General features: G+C 61.8%; 15 protein-coding genes. 11 read left to right on the forward strand and 4 right to left on the reverse strand.

Annotation, left to right across the window (positions count from 1 at the left end; genetic code table 11):
* Positions 1 to 128: 128 nt before the first annotated feature.
* Both LB513_RS24270 and LB513_RS24275 read left to right on the forward strand, forming a co-directional pair.
* Positions 129 to 1,127, forward strand: a complete 999-nt coding sequence (locus tag LB513_RS24270) for a Bug family tripartite tricarboxylate transporter substrate binding protein (RefSeq protein WP_224666020.1) — start codon at positions 129 to 131, stop codon at positions 1,125 to 1,127.
* A 21-nt stretch (positions 1,128 to 1,148) separates the two neighbouring features.
* Positions 1,149 to 3,128 (forward strand): tripartite tricarboxylate transporter permease, encoded by a 1,980-nt coding sequence (locus tag LB513_RS24275; protein WP_224666021.1) that lies wholly within the window; start codon positions 1,149 to 1,151, stop codon positions 3,126 to 3,128.
* A gap of 3 nt (positions 3,129 to 3,131) precedes the next feature.
* On the opposite strand, the gene LB513_RS24280 is transcribed toward LB513_RS24275, so the two are convergent.
* The 3 genes from LB513_RS24280 to LB513_RS24290 form a co-directional block, all read right to left on the reverse strand.
* On the reverse strand, positions 3,132 to 4,589 hold the full coding sequence (locus tag LB513_RS24280) for a class I adenylate-forming enzyme family protein (RefSeq protein WP_224666022.1): 1,458 nt from the start codon (positions 4,587 to 4,589) through the stop codon (positions 3,132 to 3,134).
* The gene (locus tag LB513_RS24285; protein ID WP_224666023.1) at positions 4,586 to 5,641 is read right to left on the reverse strand and encodes an alpha/beta fold hydrolase; all 1,056 of its coding nucleotides are present in this window, start codon (positions 5,639 to 5,641) and stop codon (positions 4,586 to 4,588) included. Before LB513_RS24285 ends, LB513_RS24280 begins: the two co-directional genes overlap by 4 nt.
* 134 nt (positions 5,642 to 5,775) lie before the next feature.
* Positions 5,776 to 6,771 (reverse strand): sugar-binding transcriptional regulator, encoded by a 996-nt coding sequence (locus tag LB513_RS24290; RefSeq protein ID WP_224666024.1) that lies wholly within the window; start codon positions 6,769 to 6,771, stop codon positions 5,776 to 5,778.
* A gap of 187 nt (positions 6,772 to 6,958) precedes the next feature.
* Here LB513_RS24290 and surE point away from each other — a divergent pair, with 187 nt between their 5' ends.
* On the forward strand, positions 6,959 to 7,726 hold the full coding sequence (surE, locus tag LB513_RS24295; protein ID WP_224666025.1) for a 5'/3'-nucleotidase SurE: 768 nt from the start codon (positions 6,959 to 6,961) through the stop codon (positions 7,724 to 7,726).
* A gap of 63 nt (positions 7,727 to 7,789) precedes the next feature.
* Here the strand turns inward: surE and LB513_RS24300 are convergent, their stop codons facing one another.
* Positions 7,790 to 8,635 carry a metallophosphoesterase family protein gene (locus LB513_RS24300; protein ID WP_224666026.1) on the reverse strand — a complete coding sequence of 282 codons (846 nt, stop codon included), beginning with the start codon at positions 8,633 to 8,635 and terminating at the stop codon, positions 7,790 to 7,792.
* A 183-nt stretch (positions 8,636 to 8,818) separates the two neighbouring features.
* Between LB513_RS24300 and LB513_RS24305 the strand changes: the two genes are divergently transcribed.
* The 8 genes from LB513_RS24305 to LB513_RS24340 form a co-directional block, all read left to right on the forward strand.
* On the forward strand, positions 8,819 to 9,919 hold the full coding sequence (locus LB513_RS24305; RefSeq protein ID WP_224666027.1) for an ABC transporter ATP-binding protein: 1,101 nt from the start codon (positions 8,819 to 8,821) through the stop codon (positions 9,917 to 9,919).
* A 76-nt stretch (positions 9,920 to 9,995) separates the two neighbouring features.
* Entirely contained in the window at positions 9,996 to 11,285 is a 1,290-nt protein-coding gene (locus LB513_RS24310) for an ABC transporter substrate-binding protein (RefSeq protein ID WP_224666028.1), read from the forward strand.
* A gap of 67 nt (positions 11,286 to 11,352) precedes the next feature.
* A complete protein-coding gene (locus LB513_RS24315) occupies positions 11,353 to 12,228 on the forward strand; it encodes a carbohydrate ABC transporter permease (RefSeq protein ID WP_224666029.1) in 876 nt (291 codons plus the stop codon).
* On the forward strand, positions 12,225 to 13,073 hold the full coding sequence (locus LB513_RS24320; RefSeq protein WP_224666030.1) for a carbohydrate ABC transporter permease: 849 nt from the start codon (positions 12,225 to 12,227) through the stop codon (positions 13,071 to 13,073). Before LB513_RS24315 ends, LB513_RS24320 begins: the two co-directional genes overlap by 4 nt.
* 251 nt (positions 13,074 to 13,324) lie before the next feature.
* Positions 13,325 to 14,653 (forward strand): NAD(P)H-dependent oxidoreductase, encoded by a 1,329-nt coding sequence (locus LB513_RS24325; RefSeq protein WP_224666031.1) that lies wholly within the window; start codon positions 13,325 to 13,327, stop codon positions 14,651 to 14,653.
* 2 nt (positions 14,654 to 14,655) lie between these two features.
* On the forward strand, positions 14,656 to 15,684 hold the full coding sequence (locus LB513_RS24330; protein ID WP_224666032.1) for a thiamine pyrophosphate-dependent dehydrogenase E1 component subunit alpha: 1,029 nt from the start codon (positions 14,656 to 14,658) through the stop codon (positions 15,682 to 15,684).
* Positions 15,684 to 16,682 (forward strand): alpha-ketoacid dehydrogenase subunit beta, encoded by a 999-nt coding sequence (locus tag LB513_RS24335; protein WP_224666036.1) that lies wholly within the window; start codon positions 15,684 to 15,686, stop codon positions 16,680 to 16,682. The genes LB513_RS24330 and LB513_RS24335 overlap by 1 nt, the downstream gene beginning before the upstream one ends.
* A gap of 3 nt (positions 16,683 to 16,685) precedes the next feature.
* A partial coding sequence (locus LB513_RS24340) for a biotin/lipoyl-containing protein (protein ID WP_224666033.1) occupies positions 16,686 to 17,330 on the forward strand: 645 nt, incomplete at its 3' end.

Raw genomic sequence — 17,330 nt, forward strand, 5'->3', positions numbered from 1 at the left:
CCATGACTCGTCAGCCTCCGAGGCTGGAAGTCCGTCGAGCAGCAATATTCCACAGCCAATCCAGGGCGGTGCTATCAATCCACCCATAGCGGCGCTAGAACTGCGCGCGGGTTTCGTATGGGGTTACTATGTCCGCCATGGTCTTTCGCGCATTGCGCGCCATAGCCTTCGCTGTAGTCTGGGCTGTTTCTGTCGTGTGCGCGCAGGCAACCGAATTCAAGACGGTGACGATCAAGGTCGGCTACGGTCCCGGCGGTGGCTATGATCAGACGTCCAGGATCATAGCGCGTCACATCGGCCGCTATCTGGCAGGCAATCCCGATATCGTCGTGCAGAATGTGCCGGGCGGCGGCAGCCTCAAGCTCACCAAGATGGTGCTCGGCAGCGAACCGGCCGACGGGAGCGTGATCGCCTCGGTCAGCGAGGCGATGTCCTATGCACCGGTCCTCGATCCGGCAAACGCGAATTTCGACCCGCTTGCCCTCCAGTGGATCGGTTCCCTCGTCAATGAGCCGGCTTATTGCCTGACCACGAAAAGCTCCGGCATCGACACGATGGACAAATTCCTGCAGTCCGATTTCCTGGTCGGGTCGACCGGCAAGAGCAGCGTCACCTACATTTTCGCGGCGATGGTCAAGAACGGGCTAAACGCGAAGTTCAAAGTGGTCACCGGCTTCGAAGGCACGGCCGATATCCTGCTCGCGATGCAACGAGGCGAAATCGCCGGAATGTGTGGTGTCTCCAGTTACAATATCTCCGGAAATCGCGACACGCTGAACCTTATCGGAACATTCGGGTCGGGTACGGTTCCCGGGGAGGAAAAGCTGGAAAGGTTCACGGCCAGGATCCAGGATCCCAAGGTTAAGGAGGCCGCCACCCTTATCGAATCGGCCCTGCATTTCCATCACCCTCTGATAGCCCCGCCGGCAACGCCCAAGGAAACCGTCGAAGCGTTTCGCGCCGCTTATGGGCGAATGGTCAAGGATCCGGCCTTCTTGGCCGACATCGGCAAGCTTGGCGAAATGGCCGTCAATGCCACCAGCGGCGAAGAGATAAGCCGGCTTGTCTCGCAGCAACAGGCGGTCGGCCCGGATGTGTTCGAGGCCGCCAGAAATCTGGTGAAGTAGGTCTCGAGCGAGGCTCAGGGCGTGGATCTGGTCCTTACGGCAATCGTCGAAATGGCCCAGCCATTTCGCATGCTCATGCTTGTGGCCGGCGTTTTCGCCGGTCTCGTCGTCGGCGTGGTGCCTGGCATCGGCGGCCTGTTCGCGATGGCCCTGCTGATCCCCATGACGTACAATATGGATGCCTATTCCGCATTTGCGCTGCTGCTTGGCATGGGCTCGGTCAACACGACCTCCGACACGATACCGGCCATCCTTTTCGGCGTGCCGGGCTCGGTGGGCGCGGCGGCAACGGTGCTGGACGGCCATGCCATGGCCAAGAAGGGCGAGGCTGCGCGCGCCTTCGGTGCGTCCTATTCGGCGTCGATGATCGGCGGTGTGTTCGGTGCGCTGGTGTTGGCCGCGGCGATCCCCGTGATGCGGCCACTGGTCCTTTACCTGAAGACGCCGGACTTCTTCGCCATCTGCGCCTTCGGCCTCTCCATCGTCGCGATGCTGGCAGGGAGCCAGCCGCTGAAAGGATTGGCGGCGGCCATGTTCGGCATGCTGGCCTCCTTCGTCGGCATCGACAAGATCGCCGGCATCGACCGGTGGACTTTCGGCCAAATCTACCTCTGGGACGGCCTGCCGGTTGCCCTTGTGTTTCTCGGCCTGTTCGGCTTGCCCGAGCTGGCATCGCTTCTTCTGCGCGGCTCCATCCAGGGCAATGCCGAGAAACCAACCTATGCGGGCATGTGGCAAGGCATACTAGACACGCTTCGCGAATGGCCGCTGGTTCTTAAATGCAGCACGATCGGCTCCTTGCTTGGCGCGGTTCCAGGCGTCGGCATCGCCGTTCTGGACTGGATCGCCTATGGCTATGCGTCACGCCGGCCGGGATCCGGGCCGAAGTTCGGCGAGGGCAATGTGAGGGGCGTCATCGCTCCTGAAAGCGCCAACAACGCCAAGGAAGGCGGGTCGCTCATTCCGACAATCGCCTTCGGCGTGCCGGGTTCGGCGTCGATGAGCATCCTGCTTGGGGCCTTTGTCTTGCATGGCCTGGTGCCCGGCCCCGATATGCTCGGAAAGAATGCGGCGCTGACCATCTCGATGGTGTTCAGCATTGCCGTGGCCAACATCGTCGGCGCAGTCACCTGCCTCGTTCTGACCCGCCCGCTAGCCCGCGTCGCCCAAGTTTCCGCGGCGGTCCTGGTGCCGCTTGTAGTGACCTTCATCGTTGTCGGCGCCTACCAGACCAATATGAGCGCTTTCGACTTTGTGCTGGTCATCGGGATGGGCGCCATCGGCATGGCGATGAAGGAACTCAATTGGCCGCGTTCGGCCTTCTCGCTGGGCTTCGTGCTCGGTCCAAGCCTCGAGAACTATTTCTTTCTCGCCTATCAGATTTCCGGCTGGTCATGGCTCGCACAGCCGCTGGTGCTTGTTTTGCTTGGACTGGCGGTGGTCGGGGTCATCAGGCAGACCTTGTCGTGGATAAGGGCCAGGAATGCCGGCGGACCATTGCCGCCGGCATTGCCCGATATCGTGGCAAGCGCAGCGATGACCGTCCTGGCTCTCGCGGCGCTGGTTACGGCGGCAATCGGCTTTCCCTTCGAAGCCGCTATCTTTCCGATGATCACGGCCGGATTGCTGATGGTGTTTTCTCTGGTGACGACGGTGCAGACGACGCTGAGATGGTGGAAGCGGGGCCCCTCGACGCCCCTCTCAGCAACGTCCCCGCGAACTCCCGGCGAATGGTCGCCCGCCACGCAACCCACGATGAAGGGAAACCTCGGCATTGTAGGGCTCTGCCTTGCCCTTGCGGTCCTGATCCTGGTGGTCGGGCATCTGGCCGCGACGTTCATTTTCGTCGCCGGCAGCATCATGTTGCTTGGCTCGAAATCATGGCGTTCGCCCCTGGTGATCGCGGCGGCGACGACGGTGTTTGTCTATGCGGTTTTCGACGTGCTGGCGTCCCAGCCATGGCCGCAGCCATGGCTTGCCGGAATTCGACAGTTTCTCTGAGGTCTAGTTGCGCGTCAGCGTTGCCACCAGTTGGCGCCGCAGGAGCTTGCCGGTTTCGCTGTAAGGCAGCGACGCCACGAGCCTGATCTCACGCGGCCGGCGGTCGGGGGCGATATTGGCGCGCAGGAATGCCTGAAACTCCTCGAGGGTCCCGTGTTCGGACACGATGAACACGGCGATTTCCTGTCCCAGCGTGTCGTCTGGAAAGCCGGCCACGGCGACATCCTGCACCTTGGAATGGGTGCGGATCAGCTTTTCGAGTTCCTGCGGCGCGACGCTGACCCCGCCACGAACGATCATGTCGGACTCGCGGTCCACGATCGTCAGAAATCCCTCCGTGTCGAGAAAGCCGATGTCGCCGGGAATGCCCCAATCGGACCCCATGATCTGCGGATCGACGAAAAGCTTGTTGCCCGGCATCAGCACGGCGGACGCCATGGTCGGTGTGTGCGCTTTGATCAGCCCTCGTTCGCCATGCTGCAGCACTCGCCCATCGGCACCGAGGATTTCGACCTGCACGCCCGCTACCGGACGGCCGGCACTTTCCGGCTTGGCGATGATGTCCGTACCCGACAGGGAGGAGATTATACCGGTAAGGCTCGACGAGTAGCTAATGCGGTACCCCGGCGAAAGATATCGGTAAGCGGCGATCTTGTCCTCGCCCTTGGCCGGTCCGCCGACGCTGTAGAGCACAGCGAGGTCGGCAAGAAGGTGGCTGCTGCGCGGGCCGACTTCCTTGACCATTCGGGCAATGACGGACGGCGCCAACGCGGTGCCGCTCGCCCGAAACGACAGCAAGCCTTCGATAAGCTCGGAAGGCGTGAACAAGGGCGGGAAGAACCGGACGACGCCGCCGTAAAGCAGGTAGCCAAGGACCTGATGGCGCATCGCCGAATAGGACAGGGCCATGGGCGTCAGAAAGCGTTTGCCAGGCCCCTCCATCATGCCGCGACGCGCCGTAACGCGTCTGTAGAGCGCCTCGTGCGATTGCGAATAGGCCTTGGGGTCGCCGGTGGTGCCTGATGAGAAGATCAGGAACGCCGGACCGGCATCGTCCATCGGCGCATCGGAGCCTGGCCCGGAAACCGATTTCCAGCGGGGATCGAAAAGGCTATTGGGATAGACCTCGTCGCCCGGCATGGCGCGGCTTTCGAAGATCATTTTCAGGCCGAAGTCGCGCGCCTGCCTTGCTCGCTGGCTTGCCGGCGTACGGAAGTCGATCACGACCGGGGTGGCGCTGAGTTTCCAGCAGGCAAGTATGGACAGCACCACGTCGATATTGTCGACCATGGCCAGGCCGACGCGGTCGCCGCGTCCGAGACCCGATGCGCTGAAATTGGCGGCAAGATGGCCGATCTCGGTCAGGGCCTGCCGATAGGTGATGCGCGAGCGGTCGCTGACCATCGCCAGGCGATCGCCATGGGCGGCGAAAGCCTCCAGCATCTGCTTTCCGAAACTCATTGCCGATGCGGCGCTTCGCTGGCTGCCGCGCTTCGGGCGGAAAGGAAAGCAATGATCTCCCGGTCGATCAACTCCATGTTGGCGCCGCGGAACTTGTCGTGCGTGCCCGGGATGACCACCGTTTTTACCGTGGCCTTGCCGGATGCCCATCCCTGATATTGTTCGACGGTCGTAGCGCCCCATTCGGAGCTGGCAAGAATGAGGATGTCACAGGGATAGGACGAGGGGACGAAGCCGGCGGTTGCCTGCAGCAGCGCGCTCTTGAACGCCTTCTTGCGCAGGTGCCGACCCAGTCGGGTTTGTCCCAATCCGAGGCCGCTCATGAGGTCGCGCTGAAGGCGCCAGTAAATGACCTTGCGTGCAATCTGGCGGCGCCTAGCCTCGGTCATCTGATTGTCGCGCATCGGCTTCAGCCAGGGGGAACCGGGCGATGGCGGATCGATGAGCAGGATAGCCGGCCGCCGGCCGGTCGCCTCAAAGCTCAGCCGGCCGACTTCGATCGCCAGCAGCCCGCCCACGCAGATACCGCCGAGCACTTCGGGATGCTGCCCGGTAACCGACGTCAGGGCCTCGAAGTAGGTGGAGCCGATTTCGGCGATGGTGGAATATGGCTGCTCGCCGGGTTCCGTGCCCATGCCGCGAACGGCCATGATGGCATATTTCTCCTTCAGCAGGCGGCTGAAGCGATTGGCGAACAGAGCCGAACCGGTAATGCCATGGATCATCGCGATCGGCTCATGGCCGATGCTGCCCGACACCGGCACGATCAATTGACGGGCCGGATGGGCCGGAACCAACGATGCGATCAGACGGCCAAACTCGCGCGGCGTCTGTGCCTCGAGCAGAACGGAGGTCTGCAGCTTGACGCCGAACCGCTTCTGCACGGCAAGCACCAAGGTCTCGGCCATCAGCGAATCGCCGCCCAGATCAAAGAAATTATCGTCGAGACCGACGGACGGAACCTCCAGTTCGGCTGCGAACAGACCGGCGATCGCATGCGCCGGGCCGGTGTCGGCAAGCGGAACCGGCCGCATTTTCTGTTGAACGTTCATCGGAAGTCCCCAATCGATGTTCATCCGTGCCCTTTGCGCACGGATGGTCCAGCGACAAGTCATCATTTCACACGGAAAAGAAAACGCCAGATTCAATTTGAACCTTACCGCCAATCATTCCGCGTTGCTGTCGCTCAAGAGTTCCGGCTTAGGGGAGCAAGTTCGAGCAAGGCCTGCGCGGCCGCAACGTCGGTGACAAGAAGCCTCGCATTGGTTGCCGCGATACCGGCGCGGATCGCGTGGATCTTGCGTACGCCACCGGAGGAGATGATCACCTTTGGCACCTTGCGTATATCCGCTGGATTGATGGCCATTGCCCGGTGGTTGACGGGGTGATCTATGACGTTGCCGTCAGCGTCGACGAAGTGACACAGCACGTCGCCGACAGCCCCGGCATCCTTAAGGCTCTTCGCGTCCGACCAGTTGAGGATGCCGCGTCGGAAGATCGAGGCTTGGGCACCGACGTCGCCGACACTCAGCAGCGCTATGTCGACGGCTCTCGCGCGCTCGTAAAGCTGCTTGAGGTCGTCCTGTTGCCAAAGCGCGTCGGCCAGTTCGCGGTCGGGTACGAACACTGGCGCAGTGATCTGGTAGAGTTCGGTTCGATAAAACTCCGCGAAGCGCCAGGCGACCGCCGACGGGTTGTGCGCGGTCGCATGGGTTAGGCCGCCGAGCAAGGAGATGACGGTCATATCGTCGACTTCCCGCCAGATCAGCGAGCGCATGCAGACCTGCAGCGTGGCGCCCCAGCCGACCCCGACCGACAGCCCGTTGGCCACCTGTTCGGAGATGTAGCGACCGGTGGCGTGGCCGACGACCGCCGCAACGCTTTCTTCGTCCTGGCTCGACGCGGGAACGACGATAGCCTCGGCAAGGCCGAGATGCTTCTCCAGGTCCCGCTGCAGGCGGATCAGCGATTCGGCATGTGAATTGATGGTGATCTGGACGGTGCCGTCTTCACGAGTCGCGGCGAGAAGGCGCAACGCCTTGATGCGGCTGATCGCGAGATGCTGTGCAACCTGTTCCTGGGTCAGTCCTTCGACATAGTAGAGATAGGCGGCCCTGAGTTTCAGTTCGTCCTGGTCGGACTGGAATTTGGTCCGCCTCGGCCGTTTTTCCGAACCTGTCATGCAGCTCCCCTCGAGAACTATTCCCTTAAACGATTTGTCGGCAGAGGGAAATCTTGCCGTCCGCTGCCGCTGAGGCGAGTCCGCCTCAGATAGCTACCCGATAGCTCGTTATGGAATTGTACAATAATATTCACTATGGCATAAATGTACGGAATGTGAAGCGCGCTTGCCAAGCGAAGGATGTGTTATGAGGATATTGCTTTCCAACGATGACGGAATAGACGCGCCGGGTCTGGCCACTCTGGAAAGGGCAGCGGCGCTCTTGAGCGACGATGTCTGGACCGTAGCTCCATCCGGAAACCGCAGTGGTTTCGGTCATTCGATCACACTGCGGCAACAGTTCATCGTCGAAGAAGTCTCGAACCGCCGCTATTCGTGCAGCGGCACGCCCGCCGACTGCGTCATCGCCGCCATGCACTGGGTGTTCCGCGATGACATCAAGCCCGATCTCGTCCTGTCTGGAATCAATGAGGGGCGCAATGTCGCCGAGGACGTGTCTTATTCCGGCACCATGGCGGTGGCGCGCGAGGCTGCCTTGTGCGGCATAGCAGGCGTTGCCTTTTCCATGCCGCGAGACAGCAAGGCTTATGGCGACGAAGAAATCGCCTGGCTGGCCGCACGCATTGAAGGTTTCTGGAGCGCGCGCCAGGACTGGGCCCAGGATGGGCACTGGTTGAGCGTGAACCTTCCGCGCAGCGTTCCGGCACCCATGCGCGCGGCGCGGATCGGCCGCGACAAATGCGCGACGCGGGTCATCATCCATGCGGAGGATGCGCGAAGCGCCAGCATCGAGCCGCTGGCCGACCGCAATTACACCACGACGCCAGGTGACGAGAACAGCCTGATCGATTCAGGTATCGCCTCGGTCACCTGCCTGAACTGGATGGGCCATGCCCTGGTGCCGGCGCGCGCATTGTCGGAGCCCGACGACGCGCTCGAAAAGGCCGTCGCCTGAACGAGGAAACGCCGATGCCGGGCGGCGTCTCCTTATTTTGCAAGGCAACCCGGCTTTGAACGATCAGTATTTCGGGTAGACCTCGAGCAGGCAGTCGTCGAGGTAGCTGTTGACGAAGCCGGCGATCGTCACGGGGCGTGTCTCGATACGTCCGTCATCGTGGAGCACGTGATCGAGGTAACCGACCTCGCGGTTGCCGCCCATTTCGGGCACCAGTTCCTCGCGCGTGGTGAAGGCGATCGAAGAGCACCATTCCAACTGGACGCCGCCATGGCTGCGTGAGCGCTGCTGGTGCAGATGGCCGCTGGCGATCATCTTCAAGCGCGGATGTTCCATCAGTTCACGGAGATTCTCGCGACCGATCGGATCTACGGTCCAATAGGTCAGCTCCGTGCTTTCAGGCGAGTCAACGAAAAGCGGCTGGTGTGAAAACAATACGAGGTAGCGGTCGCCCAGTGTCTTCAACTGTTCGCGGATCCAGTCATATTGCTGTTGTTCGCCATCCAGTCCCGAGCCGACGCGCAACGAATTGATACCCAGAAGACGCCAGTTGCCGGCATCGATCGACCACCTGTCGGCACCGTAATATCGCTCGTAACGCTCAAGCCTGGTTTGGCTTATCGCACTGCCCATGACTGTCTCGGGCTGCGAAAGACGCGGATTGTCGCCGACATCGTGATTGCCGGGAATATACCGGATGTCCTTTCCGGCGCGCTGTAGGAATTCGCGGCAGAAGGCGTAGTCCTCCTCGAAGCGGATGCCGTCTAGCGTGATGTCGCCGGTATGGACGATCAGTGCGTGATCGGCGGCCTTGAGCACGTCGATCATGAGTTCGTTGTTCTCATGGAAGCGACGCGTGCGTGGCGACAGGTGGGTGTCGGATATCTGCATGATGCGTATCGAGGCCATTGATCTCTCTTTATGGTTGGCGCAATCAGAGCGCTGTCGCTCCAGAAGTGAACAATTGTATTGACTTCTATAAGATAGTTCAATATTCGATTTCAGCGATCAGTCGATCGCCAACCTGATCGCGCGATCGCTGCGCGGGTTCTAGAGGGATCAGGCGGGAGGTTACCGGAACAGGGAGGCACCATGTCCGGCATCGAGATCAGGAATCTCAACAAGAGGTGGGCAAGCTTCGACGCGGTCAAGGATGTCAGCTTCGAGGTGAAGCCTGGGTCGCTGACTGTCCTGCTGGGGCCCTCCGGCTGCGGCAAGTCAACGACGCTGCGCTTGATCGCCGGCCTCGATGCTGTCACCTCCGGCCAGATATCCGTCGGCGGCAAGGACATCACCGGCCAACCGCCGGCGAAGCGCGGCTTGGCCATGGTGTTCCAGTCTTATGCGCTTTTCCCGCATCTCAGCGTTGCTGAAAACATCGTCTTCGGGCTCAAGGTGCGGCGGGTGCCGGCCGGCGAGCGCGCGCGCCGCCTGAACAAGGCAGTCGACATTCTCGGGCTGGGGACGCTTCTTGACCGCAAGCCATCCCAGCTTTCGGGCGGTCAGCAGCAGCGCGTCGCGCTCGGCAGGGCGATAGTCGCCGAGGCTTCCGTTTGCCTGATGGACGAGCCGCTCTCCAATCTCGACGCGCAGCTACGCCACGAGATGCGCAAGGAAATCCGCAGCATTCAGCAGTCGCTGGGCATGACGATGGTCTATGTCACCCATGATCAGATCGAGGCGATGAGCCTTGCTGATCAGGTCATCCTCATGCGCGGCGGCCGAATCGAACAGAAGGCGGAGCCGGCGACGCTTTATTTGCGGCCGGCAACGTCGTTCGCGGCGCGGTTCATCGGCACGCCGCCGATGAACCTCGTCTCACTGACCGACGGGCCGGCCGGCGCGATCGTCAAGGGTTCGTCAGGTCCGGCTCTGGTCGAAGGCAATGGCGACGGACTGTTGCTCGGATTGCGGCCAGAGGAAATCAGGATCGAGCAGGATGGCGTCGTGCCCGCCGTGATCCGCGGCATCGAATATCATGGCGCCGACAGCATCCTCGAATGCAGCATCGGCGACCAGCTCCTGCAGGTGCGTGTCGAGGGCATCCGGCGGCAATCGGTTGGTGACCAGATAAGGCTGGGCTGGCTGCCGGAGGCCATGCATGTTTTCGACGGGGCAGACGGCAACAGGATCGAACGTCGGCCGATGATTGGCCACGCGGCTGCGGAACGCGCATTGCGCCTCGTGCCCTGACGTCGCAGACCACTCCCAATCCTCCATTTCGGATCGGCGAGCGGCAATCACAGAATTCATCAAACCGGAGGAAACGATGTTTTGTATCAGTGGCAAGTGGCTCGGCGCCGCCCTGTTGGGCGCGGGCTTGAACTTGGGCGTGGCGCAGGCGGCGCCCGTGGAGATCAGTTTCTATTATCCCGTGGCCATCGGCGGTCCGGTGACCAAGATTGTCGACGACCTGATCGCAAGGTTCGAGACCGCGAACCCCGATATCAAGGTCAAAGCGATCTACTCCGGAACCTATTCCGAGACGATCAGCAAGTCACTGACAGCGTTCAAGGCCGGCCAGCCGCCGGAACTGGCGGTCATGCTTTCGGCCGACCTCTTCACGCTGATCGACGAGGGCGCGATCGCGCCGATCGATGATTTCATCAAGACGGACGACGATAAGGCCTGGCTTGCCGGTTTCTCGCCGGTTTTCATGACCAACAGCAAGAGCGAGGACAAGACCTGGGGCATACCGTTCCAGCGCGGGACGACCGTGTTCTTCTGGAACAAGGACGCTTTCAAGCAGGCCGGTCTCAATCCAGATGTCGGTCCGCAAAACTGGGATGAGGTCGTCGACTTTGCCACCAAGCTGACCAAGCGCGACGCCAGCGGAAACGTTACGCAATGGGGCATGCAAGTGCCGTCATCGCTTACGTCTTACTGGCTGTTGCAGGGCTATGTCGCGCAAAATGGCGGCACGATCGCCAATCTTTCGGGCGACCAGACCTATTTCGATACCCCCGAGGTCATCGAAGGCCTGCAATATTGGACGGACCTGGCGCTGAAGCACAAGGTGATGAAGCCGGGGGTTATCGAATGGGCGACAAACCCGAAGGACTTCTTCGAGGGCCGCGCCGCCATGATCACCACAACCAGTGGCAATCTGACCAACGTCAAGGCCAATGCGCCGTTTCCATTCGGCGTGCAGATGCTGCCCGAGCACAAGAAGCGTGGCGCGCCGACCAGTGGCGGCAATATCTTCATCTTCAACGGTACCGCGCCCGAAAAGCAGCAGGCCGCCTTTCAGTTCGCGAAATGGCTGACGTCCGCCGATCAATCCGCCGAATGGAGCATCAAGACCGGGTATATAGCGCCGCGCGACGACGCCTGGAACACGCCGGCAATGCAGGCCTATGTCAAGGAATTCCCCGGTGCGGCCGTTCCGCACGATCAGATCCCGTACTTGGTGCCTGAGCTTTCGACGCATGAGAACCAGCGTGTCGCGCGTATCATCGACGATGGCATCGAGGCCGCGCTGACCGGATCGAAGACCCCTGCCCAAGCAATGAAGGATGCTCAGCAGGAAGCCGATCGCGTCCTGAAGCAGTATCGCTGACAGACATGAAGACGGCGTGCCCGCAAGGTCCGCCGCCTCCTTCTCCCCCGCCAGGAAAGGCCGTTTCGTGACACAGGGACGAAATCAGATCACCGCATGGCTGCTGTTGTTGCCGGCAGTCGTGCTGTTGGCGGCGTTCACCCACGTTCCTGCGGTGATGACGCTGTTCAACAGCTTCTACAACACGCCGCGCGGGGTGCGCCCGGCAAAGTTCGTCGGCATCGGCCACTATACCGACATGCTGAGCGATCCTGTGTTCCTGGCGGCGCTGAAGAATAACGCCATATATGCCATAGGCACCGTGCCGGTGGCGATCGGCCTGGCGATGCTGATGGCGCTCATCGTCAACTCGTCCATCCGCGGCAAGGCGATGCTGCGAATGTCCTTCTTCCTGCCCACCATCCTGCCGATGATTGCCGTCGCCAACATCTGGCTATTCTTCTACACGCCCGGCTACGGCCTGATAGACCGCTTCCTCGGCATGTTCGGCTTTGCCGAGCGCAACTGGCTGGGCGATGGGTCGACGGCGCTGGGCAGCCTGATGGTACTGGCGGTGTGGAAGGAAGCCGGGTTCTTCATGATCTTCTACCTGGCGGCGCTGCAGCAGATAAGCCCTTCGCTGGGTGAGGCCGCCGCGCTGGAGGGCGCTGGGCGCTGGTACTTTTTTCGCCGCGTCACCTTTCCGTTGCTGATGCCGACGACGCTGTTCGTCCTGATCAACGCCATCATCAATTCGTTCAGGCTGATAGATCACGTCATCGTCATGACCCGAGGCGGACCCGACAATGCCAGCACGCTGCTGCTGTATTACATCTACCAGACCGCATTTCGCTTCTGGGACACCGGTTATGCGGCAGCGTTGACCATGGTGCTGCTGGCGCTTCTGGCACTGCTTGCCTTCGTTCAGTTCGGCATTCTCGACCGGAGGGTTCATTACAAATGAGCGTCAGCGCGCTACCCCAGCCTCTGCAGTCCCGCGAACAGAGCTTCTGGCACGCCCTCGAGGTTCTCGGCTGCTACCTGCTCGGTGCGCTATGGATCCTGCCGCTGCTCTACGCTGTGTGGATGGCATTCCATCCGGCCGGATACGAGGTCCGCCTCGACCTGACGGCGCCACTGACGCTTACCAACTTCATTCAGGCCTGGAACGCGGCGCCTTTCGCCCGCTATTTCCTGAACACCTTTGTGCTGATCTCGGTGATCCTGGTCTCGCAGTTCGTTATCTGTACGCTCGCGGCCTATGCGTTTGCCCGCTACGATTTCCGGGGCAAGACATTGGTGTTCATGCTGGTCCTGATCCAACTGATGATCATGCCGGAAGTGCTGATGGTCGAAAATTACCGCACCATGGTAAAGTTGGGTCTCGTCGACACGGTCTGGGCAATGGGCCTGCCCTACATGGCGTCCGCTTTCGGCATCTTCCTTCTGCGCCAGGCGTTCCTGACCGTGCCCAAGGAACTCGACGATGCCGCGCGTGTCGAGGGCGCGGGGCCGCTCGGCGTCCTGCTCAAAGTCTACGTTCCCTTGTCGCGGCCGATCTACGTCGCCTATGGGCTGGTGTCGGTCAGCTACCACTGGAACAACCTCCTCTGGCCGCTGGTGATTACCAATTCCGTTTCAACCAGGCCGTTGACGGTCGGTCTTCAAGTCTTCTCTTCGCCTGACCAAGGCGTTCAATGGAGCATCATTTCAGCTGCCGCCCTGATGACCTCTGCGCCGTTGCTGATTGGCTTCCTTCTGTTCCAGCGCCAATTCGTGCAGAGTTTCATGCGTGCCGGCATCAAGTAGCCAGGTCCCGACGCTGCCTCTGGCCCGTCCGCCTGCCGTGGGTGATAGGCTGGCGTGCTTGCGCAAACCATGCGGCTCAGGGCAGACAGCGAGCCTCGCCACCAACAGGCATTTGGCTATGGCTCATGGCCTTTTTGCCCGGGTCTGAAAGCGCCTTGAAGCGACGTGATTTTGGACATTAGTCTTGACAGAAATACAGATGTTCAATACCCCGTCGGGCGATTGAACGCACCATGGGAGGAATGAGCGGTATGGCTTCCAATGTATCATTGACGGGCCTTGCCCGCGATCTCGAGGAACGCGGCAAATCCGGCAAGCCCATCCGCATCGGCCTGATCGGTTCCGGCGAGATGGGGACGGATATCGTCACCCGGGTTGCCCACATGTCGGGCATCGAGATCGGTGCCATCTCCGAATTGAACCTGCCCGCAGCCAGCAAAGCGGTCGACATCGCCTTCCAGGAAGCCGGGCACGCCCGCGAGGTGTCGAACGGATCAGCGATGACGGCGGCGATGGAGGCCGGCAAGGTCGCGGTCACCAACGATGCCAATCTCGTCATCAACAATGATCTCATCGATGTCATCATCGACGCCACCGGCGTTCCTGCCGTCGGCGCCGAGATCGGCTTGCGCGCCATGGAGCACGGCAAGCATCTGGTGATGATGAATGTCGAGGCGGACGTCACGATCGGCGCCTATCTCAAGAGCGAGGCGGATCGGCTGGGCGTGACCTATTCGCTCGGCGCCGGCGACGAGCCATCCTCCTGCATGGAACTGATCGAGTTCGTCTCGGCAATGGGCCATCCGATCGTCGCGGCCGGCAAGGGCAAGAACAATCCGCTCAACATCGATGCCATTCCCGACGACTATGCCGAGGAAGCCACGCGCCGGCACATGAATGTGCGCATGCTGGTCGAATTCGTCGATGGCTCGAAGACCATGGTGGAGATGGCCGCGATCGCCAACGCCACCGGCCTGGTCCCCGACAAGGCCGGTATGCATGGTCCGGCGGCGACGCTGGGCGAATTGTCCAAGGTGCTGGTGCCGCAGAAGGACGGAGGCGTGCTGTCGAGGGTCGGCGTCGTCGACTACACGATCGGCAAGGGCGTCGCGCCCGGCGTCTTCGTCGTCGCCGACATGTCGCATCCGCGCATTTCCGAGCGCATGGAAGACTTGAAGATGGGCAAGGGTCCCTACTTCACCTTCCATCGGCCCTACCATCTGACGTCGCTCGAAGTGCCGCTGACTTGCGCCCGCGTCGTGCTTTACGGCAAGGCGGACATGGTGCCGCTGTCCAAGCCCGTGGCCGAAGTCTGCGCCGTGGCCAAGAAGGATATGAACCCCGGCGAAAAACTCGATGCGATTGGTGAATATTGCTATCGCGCCTGGATCATGACGGCCCCGGAGGCGCATGCCGCCAAGGCCATTCCATGCGGGTTGCTGCAGGGCGGCTCGGTCACCGCGCCGATCAAGAAGGGCGAACTCATCACCTATGCCAACGCGGCCCCGGCACCGGGATCCAAGATCGCGGAACTGCGTGCCCGCCAGGATAAACTCGTCTACGGAACCGTGGGAGCGTGACCATGGATTTAGCAAGCAAGGCCGGTGCGGACAGTCGCGCCAATCTTCCCTTCGTCTATCGCCAGTACAGCGCCGAGCAGCTCAAGCAGGTGCTTCACAAGATGTACCTCATCCGGCGCTTCGAAGAAGGCGCGGAGGAGTGCTACACGCGCGGCCTCATTCACGGCACCATGCATCTGTCGATCGGTCAGGAAGCCAGCGCCATGGGCATCTGCATGCCTTTGGCGGAGGACGACCAGATCACCTCGACACATCGCGGCCACGGCCACTGCATCGCCAAGGGCGCCGAGGTCAAGCGCATGTTCGCCGAGTTCTTCGGCAAGACCACGGGCTATTGCAAGGGCCGTGGGGGCTCGATGCACATCGCCGATGTGGCCAAGGGCAATCTGGGCGCCAACGGCATTGTCGCGGGCGGCATCCCGATCGCGGTCGGCGCCGGCCTCTCGTCCAAGATGATGAAGACCGGCAAAGTGGTTGTGTCGTTCTTCGGCGACGGCGCCAACAATGAAGGCGCCTTCCACGAGGCGCTGAACATGGCGGCGATCTGGAAGCTGCCTGTGATCTTCGTCTGCGAGAACAATGGCTATGGCATGTCAACATCGACAGCCCGCTCCACCGCGGTCAAGAACATCGCCGAACGCGCCGCCGCCTATTCGATGCCGGGCGTCATCGTCAACGGCAACATCTTCTCCGAAGTCGCGGAAGCATCGCATCAGGCCGTGGCGCGGGCGCGGGCGGGCGAGGGGCCGACGCTGATCGAATCCAAGACCTATCGCCATCGTGGCCATTCCAAGAGCGATCGCAATCGGTACCGTACCAAGGAGGAGATCGAGGATTGGATGTCGAACCGCGATCCGATCACGCTGTTCGAGGGCGAGATGCGGGAATTCGGCTTGATCGACGACAAGGGCATCCAGGCCATCCGCGACGCGGTGGCGCAGGAGATCGCCGACGGCATCGAATTTGCCAAGACGAGCCCATCGCCGGATATCGAAAACATCCAGGACTTTGTTTACACGGAGCAGGCGTGATGGACGCGGTGGTGCGTGAATTGAGCTACGCGCAAGCGATCCAGGAAGCCATGGCGACTGCCATGGAAATGGACGAGCGCGTGTTCCTGATGGGCGAGGATATCGGCGTCTATGGTGGTGCGTTCCAGGTCACCGGCGATCTGGTCGAGCGCTTCGGCACCGAGCGGGTCATCGACACGCCGATTTCGGAACTGGGCGGTGCGGGCGTTGCCGTCGGCGCCGCGGTGACCGGCATGCGGCCGATCTTCGAATTCCAATTCTCCGATTTCGCCACGCTGGCCATGGAGCAGATCGTCAACCAGGCGGCAAAGATGCGGTTCATGCTGGGCGGCGAGGTTTCCGTTCCCGTAGTGATGCGTTTTCCAGCCGGCTCCGGCACGGGCGCCGCCGCCCAGCACAGCCAGAGCCTGGAAGCGTGGCTCGGCCATGTGCCCGGGCTCAAGGTCATCCAGCCGGCGACGCCACACGATGCCAAGGGCATGCTGCTGGCGGCGATCGCGGATCCCGACCCGGTGATGATCTTCGAGCACAAGCTGCTCTACAAGATGAAGGGTCCGGTACCGGAAGGCTACTACACGGTGCCGATCGGCAAGGCCGAGATTCGCCGCGAGGGCCGTGACCTGACCATCGTCGCCACCTCGATCATGGTGCACAAGGCGCTCGAGGCTGCTGCCGCCCTGGAGGCCGAAGGCATCGACGTCGAAGTAATCGATCTCAGGACCATCCGGCCGATGGACAAGCAGACCATCATCGAGAGCGTCAAGAAGACATCGCGGCTGCTGTGCGTCTACGAGGCGGTCAAGACATTGGGCATCGGCGCCGAGGTCAGCGCGATGATAGCCGAAAGCGATGCGTTCGATTACCTCGACGCACCGATCGTGCGGCTCGGCGGAGCCGAGACGCCGATCCCGTATAATCCGGAACTCGAAAAGGCTACGGTGCCGCAGGTCCCCGGTATCATCGCCGCGGCGCGCGACCTCGTGAAAGGGGTTCGCTAGCCCATGCCGACCGAAGTCATTCTCCCCAAGGTCGACATGGACATGGCGACCGGACAGATCTCGCGCTGGTTCGCCGAGGAAGGCGCTGCGGTCAAGAAGGGCGACGTGCTGTTCGAGATCGAGACCGACAAGGCGGCGATGGAAATCGACGCGCCGGCCAGCGGCATCCTGCGCAACGTCACCGGCAAGGAGGGCGTCGACATTGCGGTCGGCGCTCCGGTTGCCTGGATCTATGCCGAAGATGAGGCCTATGGTGCCGACGCCGCGGAGGCTAAGCAGGACAAGGCGCCCATCTCGCCACCCGTGGGGGAGATGTCGGCGAAGCCGACAGAGAGGGGCGCTGTCCCGCCGACGTCCGAGCCTGTCGCGCCCCCCTCTGGCCTACCGGGCGTCTCCTCCACAGGGGAGATCAGCCAATCGTCCTCGAGTGCAAGAGCGACGCCCCTGGCACGACGTCTGGCGCGCGAAGCCGGCCTTACCTTGGCTGGGATCGCGGGCTCCGGTCCGCACGGACGTGTGGTCAAGGCCGATGTCGATGCGGCAATCGCGACCGGTGGCTCCAGTGCGGCGCCTTCGGCGAAGGCCGAACCCGCGGCCAAGGCTCCTGCCGGCGCGCCGGCAGCCGCGCCAGCCCCTGCCGTGAAGGCG

Source organism: Mesorhizobium sp. ES1-1, assembly GCF_020164785.1.
Classification (GTDB): domain Bacteria; phylum Pseudomonadota; class Alphaproteobacteria; order Rhizobiales; family Rhizobiaceae; genus Mesorhizobium.